Raw genomic sequence first — 18446 nt, forward strand, 5'->3', positions numbered from 1 at the left:
ACGGGCTCTCTTCTACCTCTGTGGTGGGAGTGACGCCTTCCGTCGCGTGTGCGTAGTGTGGACCTGCTTGTTGGGGGGATTCACGCATGCGCGAGCAGCGGTCGGCGGTCACGATGACAGAGGTTCCGTTGTCAGGGCCCACCCGTTTCCGCACGCGGGGCCTTGGCACCCTCCCGCGAGAACTTCTGGCTTTGGCGCCTCTCGAAAGAGGATTCGGGTAGGTGACTCCACCTGCGACCTGGGGAGTAAAGCCTTGGGCCGGATGATGGGCTATTGCGGTGCTGGTTTGGCTGTCTGGATGTGCCTTCCAAGAGGGAGATACGAATGTCAATGCTCAGGGCTCAACTGTGTCGTTGGGTGATGATTGTCGGAACCGCCATGGTGCTGGGGGCGGGCACTGCCTATGCGCAGAGTCGTGAAGTGGCCTGCTGCTATCCCTGCACGTGTCTGCCAAATGGGGCCAACGGCTATTGCTGTGGCCCATGCTAGGGCGCGTCGCCGTTCAGGGAGGCGCCTTCGTCGCGGTCGCGCTTCTCTCCTATCTCCTGGTCTGGAGCCTCCGGGCTCCGGAGCAGGTCGAGGACGCGGCTTGCGGGAGCGCCACGCCAACGGCCGGTATCCCTGAAGTGCCGAAGGCGCCGCGGTCCGAGAGCGAATCATCGACTCGCGTCCTGGGTGTCCACGAGGGCGGAGCCGAGGACCTCTCCGTCGTGTCGACGACCTACGGCAACACGAGCATGCGAGCCGGGGAGGCCCGAGGCGGAGTCACCAGGACCTCTCTTCATCCCATCCACGGCGGGAGGGGGGCCCCCGCTCGGCGGGGCGGGACGCTCCTGGAGGAAAGCGGGGCTTCGCGGCCGGGTGAATTGTTGGACTGCGCCCTGGCGGACGGAGGGGCCTTCCGCTGTGGCGAGTGCGCGACAGACGGGGATTGCCCAGAGGGGCAGGGGTGCGTCATCAACTACAAAGAGGGCTCCTTCCAGTGCGCGGCCAGCGACTGCGAAGATGACTCACAGTGCCCCGACGGATTCGTCTGCCGCGTCGCGGCGGGAGGTGTTCCGGGGCCCGTGATTCAGAGATGTCTCCAGGCGGGTGTTCGTCGCGCGGGAGAAACGTGCAGTCGATTGCCAGCGAGTCGCGCGGAGGCTTGCGAGGAGGACCTGCACTGCATCAATCACCGTTGCGGGAGGCCTTGTGTCCCCGGGACACAGGGAAGCTGCCCGGAGGGACACACGTGCGAGGAGAGCTCCGCCGGCGCCGCGTGCCTCCCGGACTGTCGGAAGCAGGGATGTTCCGAGGGCGAGCAATGCGCGCCGCTCAATGGGGGAGGCTTTCAGTGCCTGGACCTCGTCGTGGACGAGTGCTCCGACGAGAAGCCGTGCGCGGAAGGGGCGAACTGCATCGTCCGGGGGCGGGCGGGACGCGCGGGACGGTTCTGCGCGGCTGCCTGTGACTCCTGGCGCGAGGCGAGCTGCTCCTCGGGCCAGGTCTGTGGCCTTGGCGGGCCCACGGGCAGCGCGTGTTACTCGAGCTGCGATCCCCAGGACCTGCGTTCCTGCCCGATGGGGTGGCTCTGCACGACGGTGTCCGAAGACCTCCAGCGCTGGGGATGTCTGCCTGACTTCATGAGTGGCACGACCTCGCGTCCCCCCCGCCCGAGCGCTGTGCCCACCGAGACGCCGTGAGGCGCTGGCTCCCGGCCTCGAAGCTCAGGGGGCCTCCTGACCGAGCCGGAGGTCGTCGCGGATGGTGCCGGGCCTGATTCTCTGCAGGACGGACTCCGGGAGGCTGTCGAGCAGGTCCGGCATCGCGAAGGCGTAGGCGAACTTGCCCTCGTTCTCCTTCCACTGCCCCTCGATGTGGAGTCCCAGGACCTTGTCACTCGTCATGTCCACGAGGGGCGCGCCCGCGACGCCATGGGTGGTGCTGATATCGCTGACCAGCTTTCGGACCTGTTTCTGTTCCAGTCCATTCCATGGCGTGAATGACAGCAGCCGCCCCGGCATCAGTCGCTTGGTGTGGAACTCCCTGCCCAGGAGCGGTTCGAGGAATCCTCGAGGCAGCGCTCCGCCCGCCACGGGATATCCGACGACGTAGACATACTTCTCGAGGGACGCCCTGACCGCGTCCTTGCTCCACTCCAGCGTGACGCAGGGGTGCTGGGAAGTGTCGGGGGGCACGATTTCGAGCAGGGCGAAGGAAAGGCCTCCCTTCTCGGGAGGATTGTTGACCGCGAAGAGGACCTTCGAGACGCGATAGACGCGCCGCGTGGGGCTCGTGGCGTTGTCGTCGAAGGTGAATTCCCAGGAGGAGCGTTCCGGCAGCGGGATGGGCGACTCGCTTCCGAGCAGCTCGGGCGGAATCTTGTCGCCCACCGTCATGATGATGTTGGGGGCGACGGCGAAGGCGGTCTGGTACGCCCTCCGGTCGCCTTCGAAGGGAATCAAGAGGGAGCCGGTGGCGCTGCTGAGAGGGAAGGTCTCGCTCGTGGGCCTCGACTTCATCACCTGGTGCCAGGTGTCCGAAGTGCGCTCGTTGAGCCCATCCTCTCTCAGGCGCAGCGCGGGACGCGCCTGGACCATGACGTTGAAGCCCTCCTGGCCGGTCTTCCTCGCGGCCATGGCGGCCTTGTCCGACGAGGGCTGGGTCTTCATGAGGGCGTACTTCGTCCGGTCGCGCTGGGCCTGGGCCAGGTCCTGCTCGGTCTTCTGTTCCGGAGGCAGTAGCTCGGTGACATCCGCTCGGAGGCGGTAGATTTCGGGAAAGGTCGCCGAGCCATCCACCAGCCGGTTCAGGTAGGCCCGGAGCTTCTTCATCGTCTCGAGGCTGTCCTGGTCAAGCCCGCTGAACGTGGCGCTCTTGGCGCGGAGCTCGACGTAGGTCGTCCACCCCTCGGCCCAACCACAGAACTCGGCGAGGGACACCTTGGTCATCTCCTCCGTACTTTCGACCCCCTGGGCCCAGATGAGGTTGCATGCGACGTGGAACGCGGCCTTCCCGGCATCGGGTTGCCCGGAAACGTGCAGGTTCCGGCCATCGATGGTGTGACCCTCGGCTTTGCGCAAGGGCCCATGATTCCAGGTCGCCTGGACGTACACCCCATTGCCACGCTTCTGCACGACCCCCGCGAGCTCGTTGGGGGGGCTGATCGATTGACGGAACCTGGCCAGCAATTGAGTGATGTTGACGCCCTGGATGGTGAGCTCGACGTCAGAGAGCTTGCTGGCGGTGAGGTTGAGACGAGCGATTTCGTTCGGGAGGAACGTGGCGTCTGGCAGCGGAGGGCTTCCCGCCACGCTGCCGGTGGCCGAGGAACCGCCTCGGGCGGCGGCGAATCGCTCCTCCTCCTTCCGGAGCCGGTGCAGCAAGGTCTCGTGGTGGTGGACCACTTGTTGTGCGAAGCCTTTCGCCTCGGCGGACTTCTCCTCGCCCTCGTTGAAGAACGCGAACTTGCCGATGTAGAGCCGCGTGTCGAACCAGAGCCTGAAGATCTCGCTGCAGAGCAAGAAGACGAGCACCGCCAGAATGACGGAATAGGCGAACTTCATCAGCCACTCCTGTAACGTCATTGCAGGAACCTCGGTCGGTGGCGGAAGCCCATGCCGACGGAATCAGGTGGTGAGGGGGCGGCGGAATGTAGGCGCGCGCTGGAAGGGCTGACAAGCTCACGAGGTCCTCACTCACGAGTCGCGGCGGCGCGTCGCTGAGCAGGTGACACTTCCACACGTCACCGGTGTTCCATGGGGCGCCCCACGCCCCGGAGATTCCCCATGGTGCCCATGCGTCTCATCGCGCGGCTCGCCAGTGCCTTCGCACTCGGCGGACTGACGCAGTGTACCCCCTCGTCCCCCGTCGAGGACCCCGCCTCCGCGACCGAAGCCCCGACAAACACAGAGGCCCAGGCCCTCCACGGCCACACGTCGACCGGCAAGGCGCTCTTCAGTCAGGCGTTTCCCAACACCAACGGGCGCACCTGTGCCACCTGCCATGTCCTGGAAGACAGCACCGCGCTCCTGCCCGAGCATGTCCAGGCCCGGTTCGCCTCCCATCCAGACGATGTGCTGTTCAACCGCATCGACGCGGATGACCCGGGCGCGGCCGTGCCCACGTACGAGCACCTGAAGAAGGGCCTCGTGCGTGTCGTCCTCTCCCTGCCCGCCAACATGGATGTCATTGACACCCAGGGCCAGGTCATCACCTCACCCGACCGGAAGATCTCCGTCTGGCGCGGCGTGCCGAGCATCCAGGACATCGCCCTCACCGGGCCCCTCTTCCAGCTCGATGGCCGGGAAACGAACCTCGAGGACCAGGCCCAGTCCGCCATCTCCAGTCACAGCGAGGGCGGCCTCGTGCCCCGCGCGCAGCTGCGCCAGGTGGCGGAGTTCCAGCGCGGTGAGTTCACCTCGGGCCGCGCCAGGTTCGTCGCGGGATTGATGGCGCACGGAGTGCCGGCTGCCCAGATACCCCTCCCCGAGGACTTCATGTGGCTCACGCCCGCGGAGCGGCGAGGGCGGGAGGTCTTCAAGGCCGGCTGCGAGCCCTGTCACGGCGGCCCGACGCTGAGCCGGATTGTCGCGCCGGCCATGCGCGAGAACGCAGCGCAGTTCCCGGTGACGAAGCCCGATGGCAACGTGCTTTACACCCTCGTCCCCGGGGCGGGCCCCCAGCCCGTGCAAGGCGTTCGCTCGACGCCCGACATCCTGAACGTCGGCTTCGGTGCCTTCTCTTATCTGGGACAGATTGGCCAGTTCCCGGTGCTGTACAACACCACCGTCGAGCTGCCGCGCTATCGGTTCCGCTTCTACACGGATGGCACCCGTCAGCAGCGCATGACGGACCTTCCGCCCATCCCCGTGACCGCCAGCGGCGCGCCCTATGACCCGATTCCGGCCGTCGACGAGAGTGGGGCGCCCATCCTCGGTCCCAACCTCTTGCCGCAGTGGTTCTCCACCGACCCCGGCCGAGCCCTCATCACCGGAGACCCGCTGGACTTCGAGGCCTTCGACATCCCCACGCTCAGAGGCATCGCGAGGACGGCGCCGTACTACCACGACAACAGCATGGCGACCCTGAAGGACGTCGTCGACGTCTACAGCCAGTTCATCCTCCCTGTCACCGCGCCGCTGAACCTGCCTCCCGTCCACCCGCCGGAGACCCCCAACGGACTCCCCGAGTCCTTCAGCCCCGCGCAGAAGCAGGACCTGCTCCTGTTCCTGGACCGGCTGTAGCCGACACGAGGCCGAGACAGCTTCCGTCTCGGCCCCGTGGGACTCAGCTCGCCACGCCTTCCGGTGGCGGGCTCATCCATTGGACCAGTTGGAGGATGACGCCATTGTCATCCGCCACCTGGAAGAAGCGCTCGCCCCAGGGCTCGGTCTCGATGGGCGTGACGATGCGGACGCCCTCGTCCCGCAGGCGTCGGTACTCGGCGTCGATGTCCTCGACGACGAACGCGACCAGGATGCCCTCCGCCTTGCGGTGCTTGAGCGACTCGGGCTTCAGCGACGCGAGCCCCGTGCGCAGGAAGATGAGGTTGAAGCCCGCGTCCTTGCGCGACAGGGACACGAACCCGTCCGCGGACATTTCCTCCGTGAAACCGAAGTGGCGCTTCACGAACGCCGCGGACACGGACACATCTTCGACGTTCAGGGAGATGGCGGATGCGGTGATGCGCATGCGGACAGGCCTCCAGCTTGAAGTGGATGAGAATATCCGTACAGTGTACGGAGTGGCCAGTCAAGGCGGTCTCTGGCACTGGAGAGGACATGGCCACACATCGCAGCGGCGCGGGGGACCCCGCCCGCACGCTGGAGCTTCTCTGGAGGAAGGACATGCCCTCGGCGGGGCAGCGAGGCCCCAAGCCGACGCTGAACGTCGACGCCATCATCGCCTCGGCGGTGGAGCTGGCGGACCGGGAGGGCCTGGAGGCGCTGACCATGCGCAAGCTCGCCGAGCGGCTCTCGGTGGGCCCCATGACGCTCTACACCTATGTCCCCGGCAAGGCGGAGCTGGTGGACCTGATGCTGGACCAGCTCTACGCGGACATGCCGCGTCGCGCGCCAGAGGAGGCCGGCTGGCGCGCCCGGCTCGAGGCGGTGGCCCGTGACAACCAGGCACTGTACGAGCGGCACGCCTGGCTGAGCGACGTCGCCACCAGCCGCCCACCCCTGGGCCCTGGGCTGATGGCGAAGTACGAGTACGAACTCGGCGCGCTGGAGGGGCTCGGCCTGGAGGCGGTGGAGATGGATGCGGCGCTGACGTTCGTGCTGGGCTTCGTCGAGTCCTCCGCGCGAAGCACGAGCCGCGCGCGCGCCGCCTCCGCCGAGACGGCGCAGACCGAGGAGTCCTGGTGGAAGGCGCACGAGCCCCTGCTGGCCCGCCTCATGGACCCGGCTCGCTATCCCCTGGCCTCGCGGGTGGGCTCCGCCGCGGGGGCCGCCCACGGCGCCGCCTACAGCCCGGACCATGCCTTCGGTTTCGGGCTGCAGCGGGTCCTCGACGGGCTGGGCACGCTCATCCTGTCCAGACCGTCACGGAGGCCGCCCCGCTGACGGGCGAGCCCTCACCCCATCACCGCGCGGCGGGCGCCTTCACGGAGTCCTTGGCCTTCTGCTCCGCGCCCGCGAAGTCGCCCGCCTTCACCTGGGTGAGCTTCGGCCAGGCCAGGTGCCGCGACATCGCCTGACGCACCTGCTCCGGCCCGAGCCTGGCGAGCTGCTCCTCCACCCCCGCGTCGAACGAGAGCGTGCGCCCCAGGAACAGATACCGGGCCAGCTTGGCCGCGAGGCCCGCATCCTGGGCGCGTGCGGTCCGCCGGTACTCCAGCAGACCCGAGCGGGCCTTCTCCAGCTCCTCGGTCGAGTAGCCCTTCTCCACCGCACTCGTCACCTCCTCGCGCATCGCCGACTCCAGCCGGCCCGCGTTCTCCGGTGCGTAGATGGCGAAGGTGGTGAACGTGCCCACCGCGTCCAGGTCACTCGTGTTGATGCTGCTGGAGACGTTGTAGGAAAGACCGTCCTTCTGTCGGATGCGGGTGGCCAGCCGTGAGTTGAGGAAGCCACCTCCCAGCACGAAGTTGCCCAGCATCAGCGCGGGCCAGTCCGCGTCGTCCTCGCGAAGCTGGAGCAGCTGTCCCGCGAAGTAGACCGCGTTGGCCTTGTCCGGCGTCTCCAGCGCGACCGCTTGGGGGGCCTGGTGGGCGAACACCCCTGGCACGCGCTGGTACGGCGCGGGGCTCTTCCACGCGCTGAACAGCTTGCCGGACAGCGCGACGACGTCCTTCGGCTCGAAGTCTCCCACCACCGCGAACTCCGCATGCGAGCCGCCGTAGAACGCCTGGTGGAAGGCGCGCGCCTGCTCGAGTGTGGCGTCCTTCGCCCCGGTGATGCTCTCCTCCAGCGTGGGCACGTGGTGCGGATGCCCCTGGGGGTAGTGGCCCCTCAGCACCCGCCACAGCGCGAGGTTGCCCTGGGACCGCGGCTCGCTGCGCTGTGCCTCCAGGCCCGCGAGCCGCTCCTGCTTGGAGAGGGCGAACTCCTTCTCGTCGAACGCCGGCTCGCGCAGCACCTCCGCCACCAGCTCCAGCACCTTGGGCAGGCTCGCCTTGGGGCACTCCACGTACGCCGATGCCCCCATGAGTCCGCCGTCCACCCACACTCGCGCCTTCAGCTGGTCGAACGCGTCCTGGAGCTGCTGTCGCGAGTGCTTCTTCGTGCCTCGCATCAGCATCAGGCCCGCGTACACCGCCGCGTCCGACTTCCCGCTCAGCGCGGCCTCGGTTCCCCAGTGGAAGTAGAGCGTCGCGTTCACCATCTCTCCGCGCGTCTTCTTCGGCAGCAGCGCGTACTTCATGCCGCCTGTCAGCTCCCCTCGTTGCACGCGCGCCTCCACGTTGGCGGGGGAGGGGTCGAACGCCTCGCCCTGCGCCACCGCGGCGCGGCCCTTGTAGCCTTCGGCTGCCTTCGCCAGGTCCACCGGCGCCGGCATCTGCGCGCGGTCCGGCTGGGGCGTGGGGATGAACGTGCCCAACGTCCGGTTGGAAGGCTTGAGATACGTCTGCGCCACGCGCATGACGTCGGCGACCGTGACGGCGTCGATGCGGTCACGCTGCAGGAACATCAGGCGCCAGTCGCCCGTGGCGGCCCACTCGGACAGGCTGATGGCGGAGCGCTCCGAGTGGTTCAGCATCAACTCCAACATCTTGAGGAGGCTCGTCTTCGCGCGCGTGACGTCCTCCTCGGAGAAGGGCGTGCGCGCGGCCTCTTCCACCGTCTTCACCAACGCTTCCCGCGCGGGCTCCACCGGCTGGCCCGCGCGCAGGTCCGCCGCGAAGGTGATGAGGCCCGGGTCGCGGAGCTGGAAGGCTCGGGCGCGGGCATGGGCCGCCTTCTTCGTCTCCACCAACGACTTGTAGAGCCGGCCCGAGGGGTTGTCGCCCAGCACCTCGGCCAACACATGGATGGCGGCGAAGTCCGGGTGGCCGCCCTCGGGCACGTGATACGCGCTGGCGACGACGGGGATGTCGCCCACGCGGCGCAGCGTCACCTCTCGCTCACCATCCTGCGTGGGCTCCATCGTGTACGTCGCGGGGAGGGGCTCGGAGGGTTTCTTCAGCTTGCCGAAGGTGCCCTGGATGAGGCCCAGCGTCTTCGCCTCGTCGAAGCGGCCCGCCACCACCAGCATCGCGTTATCCGGCCGGTAGTACCTCCGGTAGAACGCTCGCAGCCGCTCGATGGGCACGTTCTCCAGGTCGGAGCGCGCGCCGATGGTGGACTTGCCATAGTGGTGCCAGAGGTACGCGGCGCTGAAGATGCGCTGGAAGAGGATGCCGCGGACGTTGTTCTCGGTGGCCTCGAACTCGTTGCGGACCACCGTCATCTCGCTGTCGAGGTCCTTCTTCGAGATGAAGCTGTTGACCATGCGGTCGGCTTCGAACGACAGCGCCCAGCGCAGGTTCTCGTCCGACGCGGGCAGGGTCTCGAAGTAGTTGGTGCGATCCAGGTGGGTGGTGCCGTTGGGGCGGGCACCGCGCTCGGTGAGTGCCTGGGGCACGTTCTTCGTCGTCGGGGTGCCCTTGAAGAGCAGGTGCTCCAGCAGGTGGGCCATGCCCGACTCGCCATACCCCTCGTGTTTGCTGCCCACGAAGTACGTCACGTTCACCGTGACGGTGGGCTTCGACGGGTCCGGGAAGAGGAGCACGCGCAGGCCATTGGCCAGGCGGTACTCGGTGATGCCTTCCACGCTCGTCACGGGGGTGAGCGCCGGGCCGCGGGCCTTGGCGGAGGGAGCGGGGGCGGGGGACTGGGCCCACACCGGTGAGGCGGCCATCAGCATCAGGGGCGCCCATAGGGAAAGCCGGAGACGACGCTTCATGCGGTCCTCTTGGCGACAGGAAGGAAATGGCGCTTCTAACCCGTCACGTGACGTGCGCCATCCCGGGACCCGCGAATCGAACATTCGCTCAGAGGGGAGGCCGACGGGCGCGAGAAAAAATGCGCCACCTGCGCCGCGAGGCTCTCAGCCCTCTGGAGAGCTCATCCCCCCGTTCCCCCAGGAGTCCCCTCACCATGTCTTGGTACGACAGCGCTCGACGTCAGGCCCCCGTGATTGCAAAGCCCCTGAAGAACGAGCCCCCCGCCCCGGCTCAGCCCCAGGCGCCCGCGACAGGCTCCGCCCAATGTCCGACCGGGATGCCCACGCGCGACGAGTTCGTGACCGCGCCAGGGAAGGGGCCCAACATCCTCCCGATGGACGTCCCCTCGCTCGCGATGCAGCACTCGCAGCAGGTGGCGGACGCATACCGCGCGGGAGGTGCGAAGGCGGCCACCACGAAGTTGCAGGAGCTGGTGCAGGCACAGCCGGCCCTGGACACGGCGTATGTGAATGGGCTCATTCGCATGACGCAGCCCACGCTTCAGCAGGTGGGCGTGGAGTTGGGCGTTCGGGTCAGCAAGGACCAGGACGACAGCAAGAAGAACGGCATCACCCGCGACAGCTTGAACGCGCTGGCGGCGGTGGCGGAGCGTGCGGGGCCGGAGGGGCAGAAGGCCCTGGGCAAGGCGCTGGCGGATGGCCTCCCCGACAGCAAGCAGCTCAACCAGTTCGACGATGTGTTGGAGGACATGAAGTACAAGAACCCGCTCGGCGCGGTGTTGCTGGGCGGGGCGACCGTCACCGAGCTCCATGCGTCCGGAAAGCAGGAGGCCGCGAAGAAGCTCGAGCTGGACCACAAGCCGCTGGACTATCAGGGGCAATGGAAGCCAGGCCAGAAGCTCTCCGAGGCGAACAACGCCCACGCGACCAATACGCAGCGCGACTTCAACAAGGCCGTGGAGGAGGGGAAGAACTGGGTCGAGGGGGATCTCCAGATGAAGGAGGGCGGCGGCATGGAGATGAACCACAAGGAGTTCGACCCCAAGCTCCCTTTCCAGGAGTGGCTCGCGAAGGGAAAGGCCCTGGGCGTGGGGGTGAAGATCGACGTCAAGCTCGATGCCTTCAAGGATGACACGGTCAAGAAGGAAGCCGCCGTGAAGGACATGGTGAACCAGGTCGTGGCCTCTGGCATCCCGAGCGAGCGGTTGATGTTCAGCGTGAACGCGACCGAGGCGAAGTGGATTCGGGAGGCCCTGGGCGACAAGCTCCCCCAGGCCACCATGGGAATCAACGCGCCCGACGGAGCGCTGACGAGTCAGACGGCGGAGGCGATGAAGCAGCAGATCGCCGAGAATGCTCCGAGACCGGTGTCGGTCATCGTCAGGTACATGGACATCAAGAACGCCTCCCCAGAGGTCATCCAGGCCCTGAAGAACGAGAATGCAACCATCTCTGTCTGGAACGACCCGGGCGACATCTCACCTTTGATTGAGCAGGCCGATGACGTGGTCAGTGAGACGAAGAAGCTGAAGGAGCGCGGGGTGGACGGGATGATTGACATCCGGGAGAGCCACAGCTGGGCGGTCGCCGCTGGCAAGTCCAAGGCCCTCTACGAAGGCGCCAAGGATGCCGCCAGCGACGTGAAGGACTCCTTGGTCAGTGGCTTCAAGAGCTCCGTCTCCTTCGGGAAGTGGAGTTAGACGCCGCTCTTGAATCCATTTCTGGCCCGAGGTCCATGCCTCGGGTCGGGTAGTCTCGCGCGGGTGAATCCTGCGCACGACCGTCCATCCACTTCGCGCACGCGCCTGTTGTCCCTCGGGCTGGCGGTGCTCGTGATTCCCCTGGGACTGGCTTCGCGAAGGAAGTCGCTCCCGTGGCCCGCCTTCTTCGCGACCTACGCGGGCGACACGCTGTGGGCGCTGCTCGTCTACCTGCTGGTGCGCTTCGTCGCGCCTCGCCGGGCCGCGCTCACCGTGGCGGCGGTCGCGCTCACGTTCTCCTTCGCCATCGAGTTCAGCCAGGACTACCACGCTCCCTGGCTGGATGCCGCGCGCCGCACGCTGCCAGGGCGACTGGTGCTGGGGGCTGGGTTTCTCTGGAGTGACCTCGTCTGCTACTTCGTGGGGATTCTCGTCGGCGTGGGCCTCGACGTCGTGCTCTTGACGGGCCGGCGCCCGGACCGTGCCGCGGGGATGACTGAAGCGCCGCGTTGAGGTGTCACGACATTCCATCGGCCGCGCCAGCGGGGTTGGCAATCCCAGATGCCAGCTCGAGAATGATGATGACACAGCATGAGACGCAGTGTCGCTGAAGTGTTTGCCTCCTGGTGTGAGGTGGCTATAGTCCCGGCCTCCCTTGAGTCCTCAGGAAAACCTCCGATGACCACTCCTCGTTATCAGGTGGCCCAGCTGGCGATTTCGCTGGCGCGCGAGCCGCTCGACCATCCGCTGATGCAAGACTTTGTCGCGCAGCTCCGTCCGGTGAATGAGCTGGCGGACCGCTCGCCCGGCTTCGTCTGGCGGCTTCAGACCGACGCGGGCAATGCCACGGGGGTGCGTGGGTACGACAACCCGCTCATCCTCCTGAACATGTCCACGTGGGAGTCCGTCGAGACTCTCTTCGACTTTGTCTATCGCAGCGAGCACGTCGTTCCCTTCCGGGAGCGCAGGAAGTGGTTCCTCCCCGTCGAAGGTCCCCCCTACGTGCTCTGGTGGGTCCCCGCGGGGCACCAGCCCACCGTCCTCGAGGCCAAGGAGCGGCTGGAGCGCCTCCAGCGAGAAGGCCCGTCCCCGGAGGCCTTCGACTTCCGGCACCGCTTTCCTTCACCCGACCAGCTGACCCTGCCCGCGGCCGCCCAGAGCCCGCAGAAGACCGACGCGGCTTGAGACGGGTCGCGCAATTCCAACCGACGCATCACGTCAGCCCTTGGAGCACGGCGCACCATGTCAGGCATCATTGAAGTCAGTCAGCGCGAGGTCCTCGAGTTTCATCGCGTGCTCGAAGCGTGGCTGCGCGGCGCGATACCCCACACGGCCGCGGAGGCCTCGCGCATGGGGGATGCCTTTGGCCCCCGCTGCGTGCTCGTGGCCCCCGGAGGCGTGGTGGAGGAGAAGGCCGTGCTGATGGCCCGGCTCTTCCAAGCCCACGGCTCCAAGCCCGACATGGAAATCACCATCGACCAGTTCGCTCCGGTGTGGACTCGCGAGGACGTGGCCCTCGTGAGCTACATCGAGTGGCGGAAGTCCGGCGGACAGACGACGGGCCGCTACGCCAGCGTGTTGTTCCAAGCGGCGCCCCAGGCCCCCGCCGGTGTCCACTGGCTGCACATCCACGAGACGTGGATGGCGGCCCACGGCCCCCGCTAGAGGGGCGGCGCCCCTCCGACGTCTTGCGCCAACCCCCCTGATGCCAAGGAGCCCCCCGTGAGACTCACGGCGCTGGCCGAGTTCGAGCTGAGCTACACCTGGATGGAGTACCTGGACTTCGCCCCCGGAGGCCAATACCTCGCGATCGTCGACGGGGCCTTCACCGGCGAGCGGCTCGCGGGGGAGGTGCGCTTCCTGAATGTGCCCGTGAAGCGGCCGGACAACGTGAACATGCCCGCGCTCAAGGGCGTGCTCACCACCTCGTCCGGCGCCAAGGTGTTCGTGGAGATGGCGGGGGTCTCGCTGCTGCGCGCCGTCGACGCGGCGCGGGTCTGCACCGCCTCCGTTCTGTTCCGCAGCGCGAACGCGGACTTCGCCTGGCTGAACAACGCCTTCGGACTGATGGAAGGCGTGCTGGATGCCTCCAATACGGCACGGGGCCGCATCTTTCTCTGCGAGAACACCGTGGGCCTGGACGACAGCCCCGCCCACGGTCGCTAGTCCCGGAGGCTCAGGCGGCCTCCCGGCCGGGTCGCAGCTCCGCGTCCACCTCGGCCCCCAGCCGAGACACCCACCCTGGCAGGCTCTCGACGTCCGCTTGTGTGGTGTTGTTGTTCACGATGCAGACGCGGAGGACGGTCATCCCTTCCACCTCCGTGTGAGAGGGATACGCGAGGCCACCGCGCTGCAATCGCAGGAGGACCTGCTTGTTCAGCGTGTTGAGGTAGTCGCGATGGGCGGCTGTGTCCGCCGCGAGGTCCTCCGGCACATAGCGGAACGTGGTGATGCTCAGGTTCTGCGTCAGGGCCTGGAGCCGAGGCTCGGCGCCGACCCGGGCATGCAGATGGCGTGCGAGCCGGATGTCGTCGCCAATCATCCGCGCGTAGCCGGACTTGCCCTCGCGTTGCAGGCACAGGCGGACCTTGAGCGCGCGCAGGCCCCGCGTCGTCTGCGGGCCCAGGTCCCGGAGCTGGAGCGTCTCCGGTCCACCGAGGAGCGTCTGCTCATCGCTGGTCGCGTAATAGGCCGCGCCCTGGTGGAACGTGTCGTAGAGCACGCGTCGGTCCCGCGTCAGCAGACACCCGACATCCGCGGGGATGTACATCCACTTGTGCGGGTCGATGACCACCGAGTCCGCGAAGCGCAGCGCCAGCAGCTCCGAGGGCGCGTCCGGTGACAGCACGGCGAAGCCACCGTAGGCCCCGTCGACATGGAACCAGAGCCCGTGACGCTCGCAGAGGGCGGCAATCTCGGGCAGCGCATCCACCGCGCCCGTGCCCGTCGTCCCCGCCGTCGCGACGACCATGAAGGGCTTGTGGCCGGCCCTCAGGTCCGCCTGGATTCGCTCCTCCAGCTCCGCGACCCGCATGCGCCCATCCCGGTCCGTGCCCACCTTCCGGAGGGCCCGGGAGCCGAGCCCGCAGATGTTGACCGCGGAGAGGATGCTCGTGTGCGACTCGCCACTGGCATACAGGCACAGCCGCTCCCCGGCTCCTCCCGTCACGCCCTCGCCGCGCACGTCCCAGCCCGCGCGGGCGTGCAGCGCGGCGCGCACCGCGACCAGGTTCGCCAGGGAGCCACCGCCCAGGAACAACCCACCACAGTCCGTGGGAAAGCCCACCAGCCGCGCGAGCCAGCGCACCGTCTGTGCTTCCATCGACACGGTGATGGCGCAGGTGGGGTAGCTGGTGACGGGCGGGTTGACGACCGCGGCGAGCAGGTCCGCCAGGGCCCCCATGGGACTGGGGGAGCCCATGATGTACGCCCAGAAGCGAGGGTGCGCCGTGGAGACGGCGTTCTGCGTCAGCAGCGAGAAGGCCCGCCCCAGCACGTGCTCGGACGGCGAGCCCTCCTCCGGGAACGGGTCCTCCGCCAGCAGGTCCTTGATGCGTGAGGCCGACTGCTCGGAGCGGATGGGCTGCTCGCGCAGTCCCTCCAGATAGTCCCCGAGCTGGTCGATGAGCTGATGCCCCAGCGTCCGGAACTCGGTGGCGGACAAGGCGGCACTGTCGGAGCGCCCCCGGGGGTCTGTCACGGGCTCGCCTCCGCGGCCTTGGCCAGCTCCGCGGCGACCGCGTTGGCGCCGGCGGTGATGAACGCCTCCAGGTAGTCGGTGGCCAGGTGGGCCTTCATCAGCCGGACGAGCTCCGCCTTCGCCGCGTCATCCAGGGTGGGGCGCCCCTTGGCGAGCTTGCGCACCGCGTCCCGGTAGGCGTGCAGGTAGCGGCGCTGGGTCTCCAGCCCCTCCCGAGTGGCCGCCGCCTCTCCGTGCCCGGAGTAGAGCGTCTTGCACGCGGACAGCTTCTTCTCGAGGAGGTCCAGGTTCTTCAGCCACAGGGCGGAGTGGCCATCGTTCATGAACGAGTGCACGCCGTTGAAGAGGATGTCGCCCACGAAGGCCACGGGAGAGGTCGCGCCCACCACCCAATAGCTGTCCCAATGGGACTCGCCCTCGCCCACCTCTCCCACGGTGAAGGGCACGCCGTCGAAGGTCAGCGTCTCGCCTTCCTTGACGATGCGGTTGGGAAAGCGCCGCTTGGCGGGCCAATCCTCGCCAAACACAGGCTTCCACTGCTTCTCCTTGGCGTCGTCGATGCGGTGGATGACCTGGTCCACGCCCCGGGTCGCGACCATCGGCACGTCCAGGCCCGCGGTGACCTCGAACCCGCCGTTGTAGTGGTCCGGGTGTCCATGGGTGATGAGCAGGGCGACCAGCGGCTTGCCAATGGAGTCGATCTTGGCCCGGAGCGCCCGCGCGTCGGAGACCCGCATCATCGCGTCGATGGCGACGACCGAGCGCGCCGTCTCGACGGCGAAGGCATTGGTGAACAACCCCTCACAGCCCGAGTTGACGACGTGGACCTTGAACGTGGCGGGGGCGGGGGGCTTGCTGCTCTCGGGTTGCATGGAAGTCACCGGGGGGAGGAGGGCTCGGGGAGCGCGGCGGCGGGCGGGGGCGCGGTGTCAGGAGGCGGGGTCGCATTCGAGGCCATCTCGGAGAGCTCCCGGTAGAGAGCCCTCAGCCCCCTGGCGGGCTCGGGAGAGAGCCCGGACTTGCACAAGAGCGCACTCAGCAGGGGCAGGTCCACCGCGACCACGCCCGGAAACACGTGGTGCTCGCGGTGCAGCGTGCGTGGCAGGGTGCTGATGAAGATGCGGGGAAGCAATCCCAGCCGGGTGGAGCGCGCGTTGACGTTGAGGTCGTCCGACTCCAACGTCCAGCGGTGCTCGGTCAGGTCCATGAGCGTGAGAATCATGGGGTACACGGTGTACATGGGCAGCACCCACAGCAGCAGGAAGGGGCGCCACAGATTGAAGTAGGCCACGCCGGCCAGCGCGACGGCGAAGAAGAGCAGCTTGATGCGCCGCTCCCGCTCCATCTCCGGGTCATCCCGGAACGGGAGGAACAGGGCCCGCAGGTGGTTGTCCCGCCACTTGACGGTGGTGTCTCCCTTCGGGGGCACGTAGTCCTGACGGCTGCGGAAGAAGTCGAGCCCGCTCAGGAGCCCCGCCTTGAGGCAGGTCCACACCAGGCGGCCCGGGGCGTAGGGGCGCGTGGTGTCCCCGCGCAGTTGCCGCCCCAGCCAGTTGGGGTCCTCCTTCGTGAACAGGTTGCGGTGGTGCAGGAGGTGCACCCGCCGCCACTGGACGAAGGACCAGGCCTCCGGGTGATGGAACATCACCAGGTTGGACAGCACCGTGCCGACGGTGACGTTGGCCTTGTGCGAGCGGAAGAGGCCGAAGTGGCTCGCGTCGTGGTTCAGGATGTAGAGCGAGTGCTGCCGCCCCGCGATGAAGATGATGGCGAGGAGCGTCACCAGGGGATGGTGGAAGTACGCCTCCGCCGCGAAGGCGAGCGCGATGGCCCCATAGACGATCGCGTAGAGCCAGGCACTGCGCCAGGGCCGGACCTTGTGCAGCGTGCGGACCTCCTGCCAGGCCTCCTTGGGAAGCAGGTGACTGGACTGGGTGCCGAGCACCGGCCATTCGCGCCCATCCTGGGGCGCGCGCTCCACCGCGCTGGATTCTGATTGTGTCATTCCATCCATCCGTTGCCAGGATGCCCCCACCGCAGGCCTGGTTAGACTTTCTCACCCCGGGCCCGCGCCGCGCGCCGCAACGCCACGCTGGTCCCGTGGACGCCCCAGTTCTCGGGCTCGATCTCCTGGATGACGATGAAGGTGTGGCCCGGGTCCTTCTGCAGCACGTCCACGAAGACCTGGGTGATGCGCTGGATGAGCTCCAGCTTCTTCTCGGTGGCGAGTTTGTCCCCGGTGAGCTGGACGTTGATGTAGGGCACGGTTCGTTCCTCGGACAAGAGATGAGAGGGCAAGACTCGCGAGAGCGCCTGACCCAGGCGGAAGGCGGACCTGTGACGGACGCGCCTCCGCCAGGGCTCACGCGAGGTGATATCGGGAGGGAGCGACGTCCCCGTTCAAGGGACCTTGTGCGTGCCGACGTAGGGGCCGAGGGAGGACTCCCGCAGACCCTTCACGTGGTCATAGAGGCGGTCGACGACGGCACCCGCGGTGTCCAGACGGAGCATGATGCCCAGGACGAGCTCCGGCATGGCGGCCGGGTTGCGCGCGAGCAGCGGGACGATGATTTCGTCCATCCAGGCGTTGGCGTGCTCCACATCCACCGTGGTGTGCTCCAGGTGGTACGCCAGCGGCTTGTCGCCCATGCCCACGCGGCGCCAGCCTTGAATCTGCCAGTCGAAGCGGCCGGGAATCATGGTCTCGGTCGCCAGGAGCGCGCCGAGGATTTCCGTCATCCGGGAGCGGTTCGTCGCCATGCTCATGTACATGTTGACGAGCGCGAGCTCCTCCCGCATGAACAAGTCCATGCGCTCCGTATAGATATCCCGGGGCAGGCCCAGGTAGTCCATGAGGTCGAAGCGCATGTTGCGGTGGACGCGCGGGTCTTGCGCATGGCCCACCTCATCCCAGAAGTTCTTGGCCAGCTCCAGCTTGATGCCGCCATAGACGCCCGGGAGCATCAACGCGATGATGTCCCCGAAGAGCACCTCGAGCGGCGTCTCCTGGAGGAAGAACTCCCGGAGCTGCTCGAAGGTGGCCTTGTCCCGCAGGAAGGCGAAGATGGGGTGCGAGATGTTGGACGGGTGGGCGCGCACCGTCTGGGTCACCCACTCCTTGAACGAGGCGGCCGGCGGCAGCGATTCGAGGACGGGGGCGTACTTCTTCAGGGAGGCCTGATGCCAACACTTCTCCAGGATTCCCTTGAGCTGGGCAAATAGCGGATCACCCACGTTGAGGCGCTTCACCTCCCAGGGGGCGGTGAGCTGGGCCATGTTGATGACGTAGAGCACCCGGTGCGCCTCGGTGAGCGCGGTCTCGTCGCCTCCCTGGAAGGCATTCCGAGCCAGGAGGTCCACCTGCTCCCTCAACTGATTGCGCGCTCCCACGGGGATGCTCTCGAGGTCCCGGGAGTAGATCCACGCCTTCACTTCCGCGTGGAGACTTTGAGGATTGCTTTGCGTCGACATTCGACTTCCCTCGCGCGGAGGAGGTCCGAAGATGAGTGTTTGCATGGCGCGCCGCCCCCCTCCATGTATCGGTCGCGACGCGCGCTCTATATCAAATCAGACTCAGTCGAGAAAAGCGCGAATAACATTATGGTCGAGGCAGAATCGGATGTGGCCGGGGGCGCGACAGCCATCTCGCGAGAGGAGAAAGTGCCTCGGAAGTG

General features: G+C 67.4%; 15 protein-coding genes. 7 read left to right on the forward strand and 8 right to left on the reverse strand.

The features are described 5' to 3' along the window. Window positions 1–1709: 1709 nt before the first annotated feature. Window positions 1710–3548 (reverse strand): hypothetical protein, encoded by a 1839-nt coding sequence (locus MYSTI_RS11850; RefSeq protein ID WP_044279524.1) that lies wholly within the window; start codon window positions 3546–3548, stop codon window positions 1710–1712. A gap of 222 nt (window positions 3549–3770) precedes the next feature. Here MYSTI_RS11850 and MYSTI_RS11855 point away from each other — a divergent pair, with 222 nt between their 5' ends. Further along, window positions 3771–5228, forward strand: coding sequence for a hypothetical protein (locus MYSTI_RS11855; RefSeq protein ID WP_015347986.1), 1458 nt, complete (start codon window positions 3771–3773; stop codon window positions 5226–5228). 43 nt (window positions 5229–5271) lie between these two features. Here MYSTI_RS11855 and MYSTI_RS11860 read toward each other — a convergent pair whose 3' ends face one another. Further along, window positions 5272–5676 carry a VOC family protein gene (locus MYSTI_RS11860; protein WP_015347987.1) on the reverse strand — a complete coding sequence of 135 codons (405 nt, stop codon included), beginning with the start codon at window positions 5674–5676 and terminating at the stop codon, window positions 5272–5274. Between the two features lie 89 nt (window positions 5677–5765). Here MYSTI_RS11860 and MYSTI_RS11865 point away from each other — a divergent pair, with 89 nt between their 5' ends. Further along, a complete protein-coding gene (locus tag MYSTI_RS11865) occupies window positions 5766–6551 on the forward strand; it encodes a TetR/AcrR family transcriptional regulator (RefSeq protein ID WP_015347988.1) in 786 nt (261 codons plus the stop codon). 19 nt (window positions 6552–6570) lie between these two features. On the opposite strand, the gene MYSTI_RS11870 is transcribed toward MYSTI_RS11865, so the two are convergent. Then, a complete protein-coding gene (locus tag MYSTI_RS11870) occupies window positions 6571–9372 on the reverse strand; it encodes a M16 family metallopeptidase (protein ID WP_015347989.1) in 2802 nt (933 codons plus the stop codon). A 194-nt stretch (window positions 9373–9566) separates the two neighbouring features. Between MYSTI_RS11870 and MYSTI_RS11875 the strand changes: the two genes are divergently transcribed. From MYSTI_RS11875 to MYSTI_RS11895, 5 genes are all read left to right on the forward strand, one after another. Continuing rightward, a complete protein-coding gene (locus MYSTI_RS11875; RefSeq protein ID WP_015347990.1) occupies window positions 9567–11072 on the forward strand; it encodes a hypothetical protein in 1506 nt (501 codons plus the stop codon). Window positions 11073–11204: 132 nt separating this feature from the next. Next, window positions 11205–11585, forward strand: a complete 381-nt coding sequence (locus tag MYSTI_RS11880; protein ID WP_201768960.1) for a ribosomal maturation YjgA family protein — start codon at window positions 11205–11207, stop codon at window positions 11583–11585. 165 nt (window positions 11586–11750) lie between these two features. Continuing rightward, window positions 11751–12257, forward strand: coding sequence for a DUF3291 domain-containing protein (locus tag MYSTI_RS11885; protein ID WP_015347992.1), 507 nt, complete (start codon window positions 11751–11753; stop codon window positions 12255–12257). 57 nt (window positions 12258–12314) lie between these two features. Further along, entirely contained in the window at window positions 12315–12737 is a 423-nt protein-coding gene (locus MYSTI_RS11890) for a DUF4440 domain-containing protein (RefSeq protein ID WP_015347993.1), read from the forward strand. A 57-nt stretch (window positions 12738–12794) separates the two neighbouring features. Then, the gene (locus tag MYSTI_RS11895) at window positions 12795–13238 is read left to right on the forward strand and encodes a hypothetical protein (RefSeq protein WP_015347994.1); all 444 of its coding nucleotides are present in this window, start codon (window positions 12795–12797) and stop codon (window positions 13236–13238) included. Window positions 13239–13248: 10 nt separating this feature from the next. On the opposite strand, the gene MYSTI_RS11900 is transcribed toward MYSTI_RS11895, so the two are convergent. The 5 genes from MYSTI_RS11900 to MYSTI_RS11920 form a co-directional block, all read right to left on the reverse strand. Beyond that, window positions 13249–14772: a pyridoxal phosphate-dependent decarboxylase family protein gene (locus tag MYSTI_RS11900; protein WP_015347995.1), complete on the reverse strand. Its 1524-nt coding sequence runs from the start codon at window positions 14770–14772 to the stop codon at window positions 13249–13251. Then, window positions 14769–15644 carry an MBL fold metallo-hydrolase gene (locus MYSTI_RS11905; protein ID WP_015347996.1) on the reverse strand — a complete coding sequence of 292 codons (876 nt, stop codon included), beginning with the start codon at window positions 15642–15644 and terminating at the stop codon, window positions 14769–14771. The genes MYSTI_RS11900 and MYSTI_RS11905 overlap by 4 nt, the downstream gene beginning before the upstream one ends. 5 nt (window positions 15645–15649) lie before the next feature. Beyond that, a complete protein-coding gene (locus MYSTI_RS11910) occupies window positions 15650–16777 on the reverse strand; it encodes a fatty acid desaturase family protein (protein WP_015347997.1) in 1128 nt (375 codons plus the stop codon). 41 nt (window positions 16778–16818) lie between these two features. Then, window positions 16819–17037, reverse strand: a complete 219-nt coding sequence (locus MYSTI_RS11915; RefSeq protein ID WP_015347998.1) for a tautomerase family protein — start codon at window positions 17035–17037, stop codon at window positions 16819–16821. Window positions 17038–17172: 135 nt separating this feature from the next. Next, entirely contained in the window at window positions 17173–18243 is a 1071-nt protein-coding gene (locus MYSTI_RS11920; protein ID WP_015347999.1) for an iron-containing redox enzyme family protein, read from the reverse strand. Between the last annotated feature and the right edge of the window lie 203 nt (window positions 18244–18446).

The organism is Myxococcus stipitatus DSM 14675, from assembly GCF_000331735.1.
In the GTDB taxonomy this organism is placed as follows: Bacteria; Myxococcota; Myxococcia; order Myxococcales; family Myxococcaceae; genus Myxococcus; species Myxococcus stipitatus.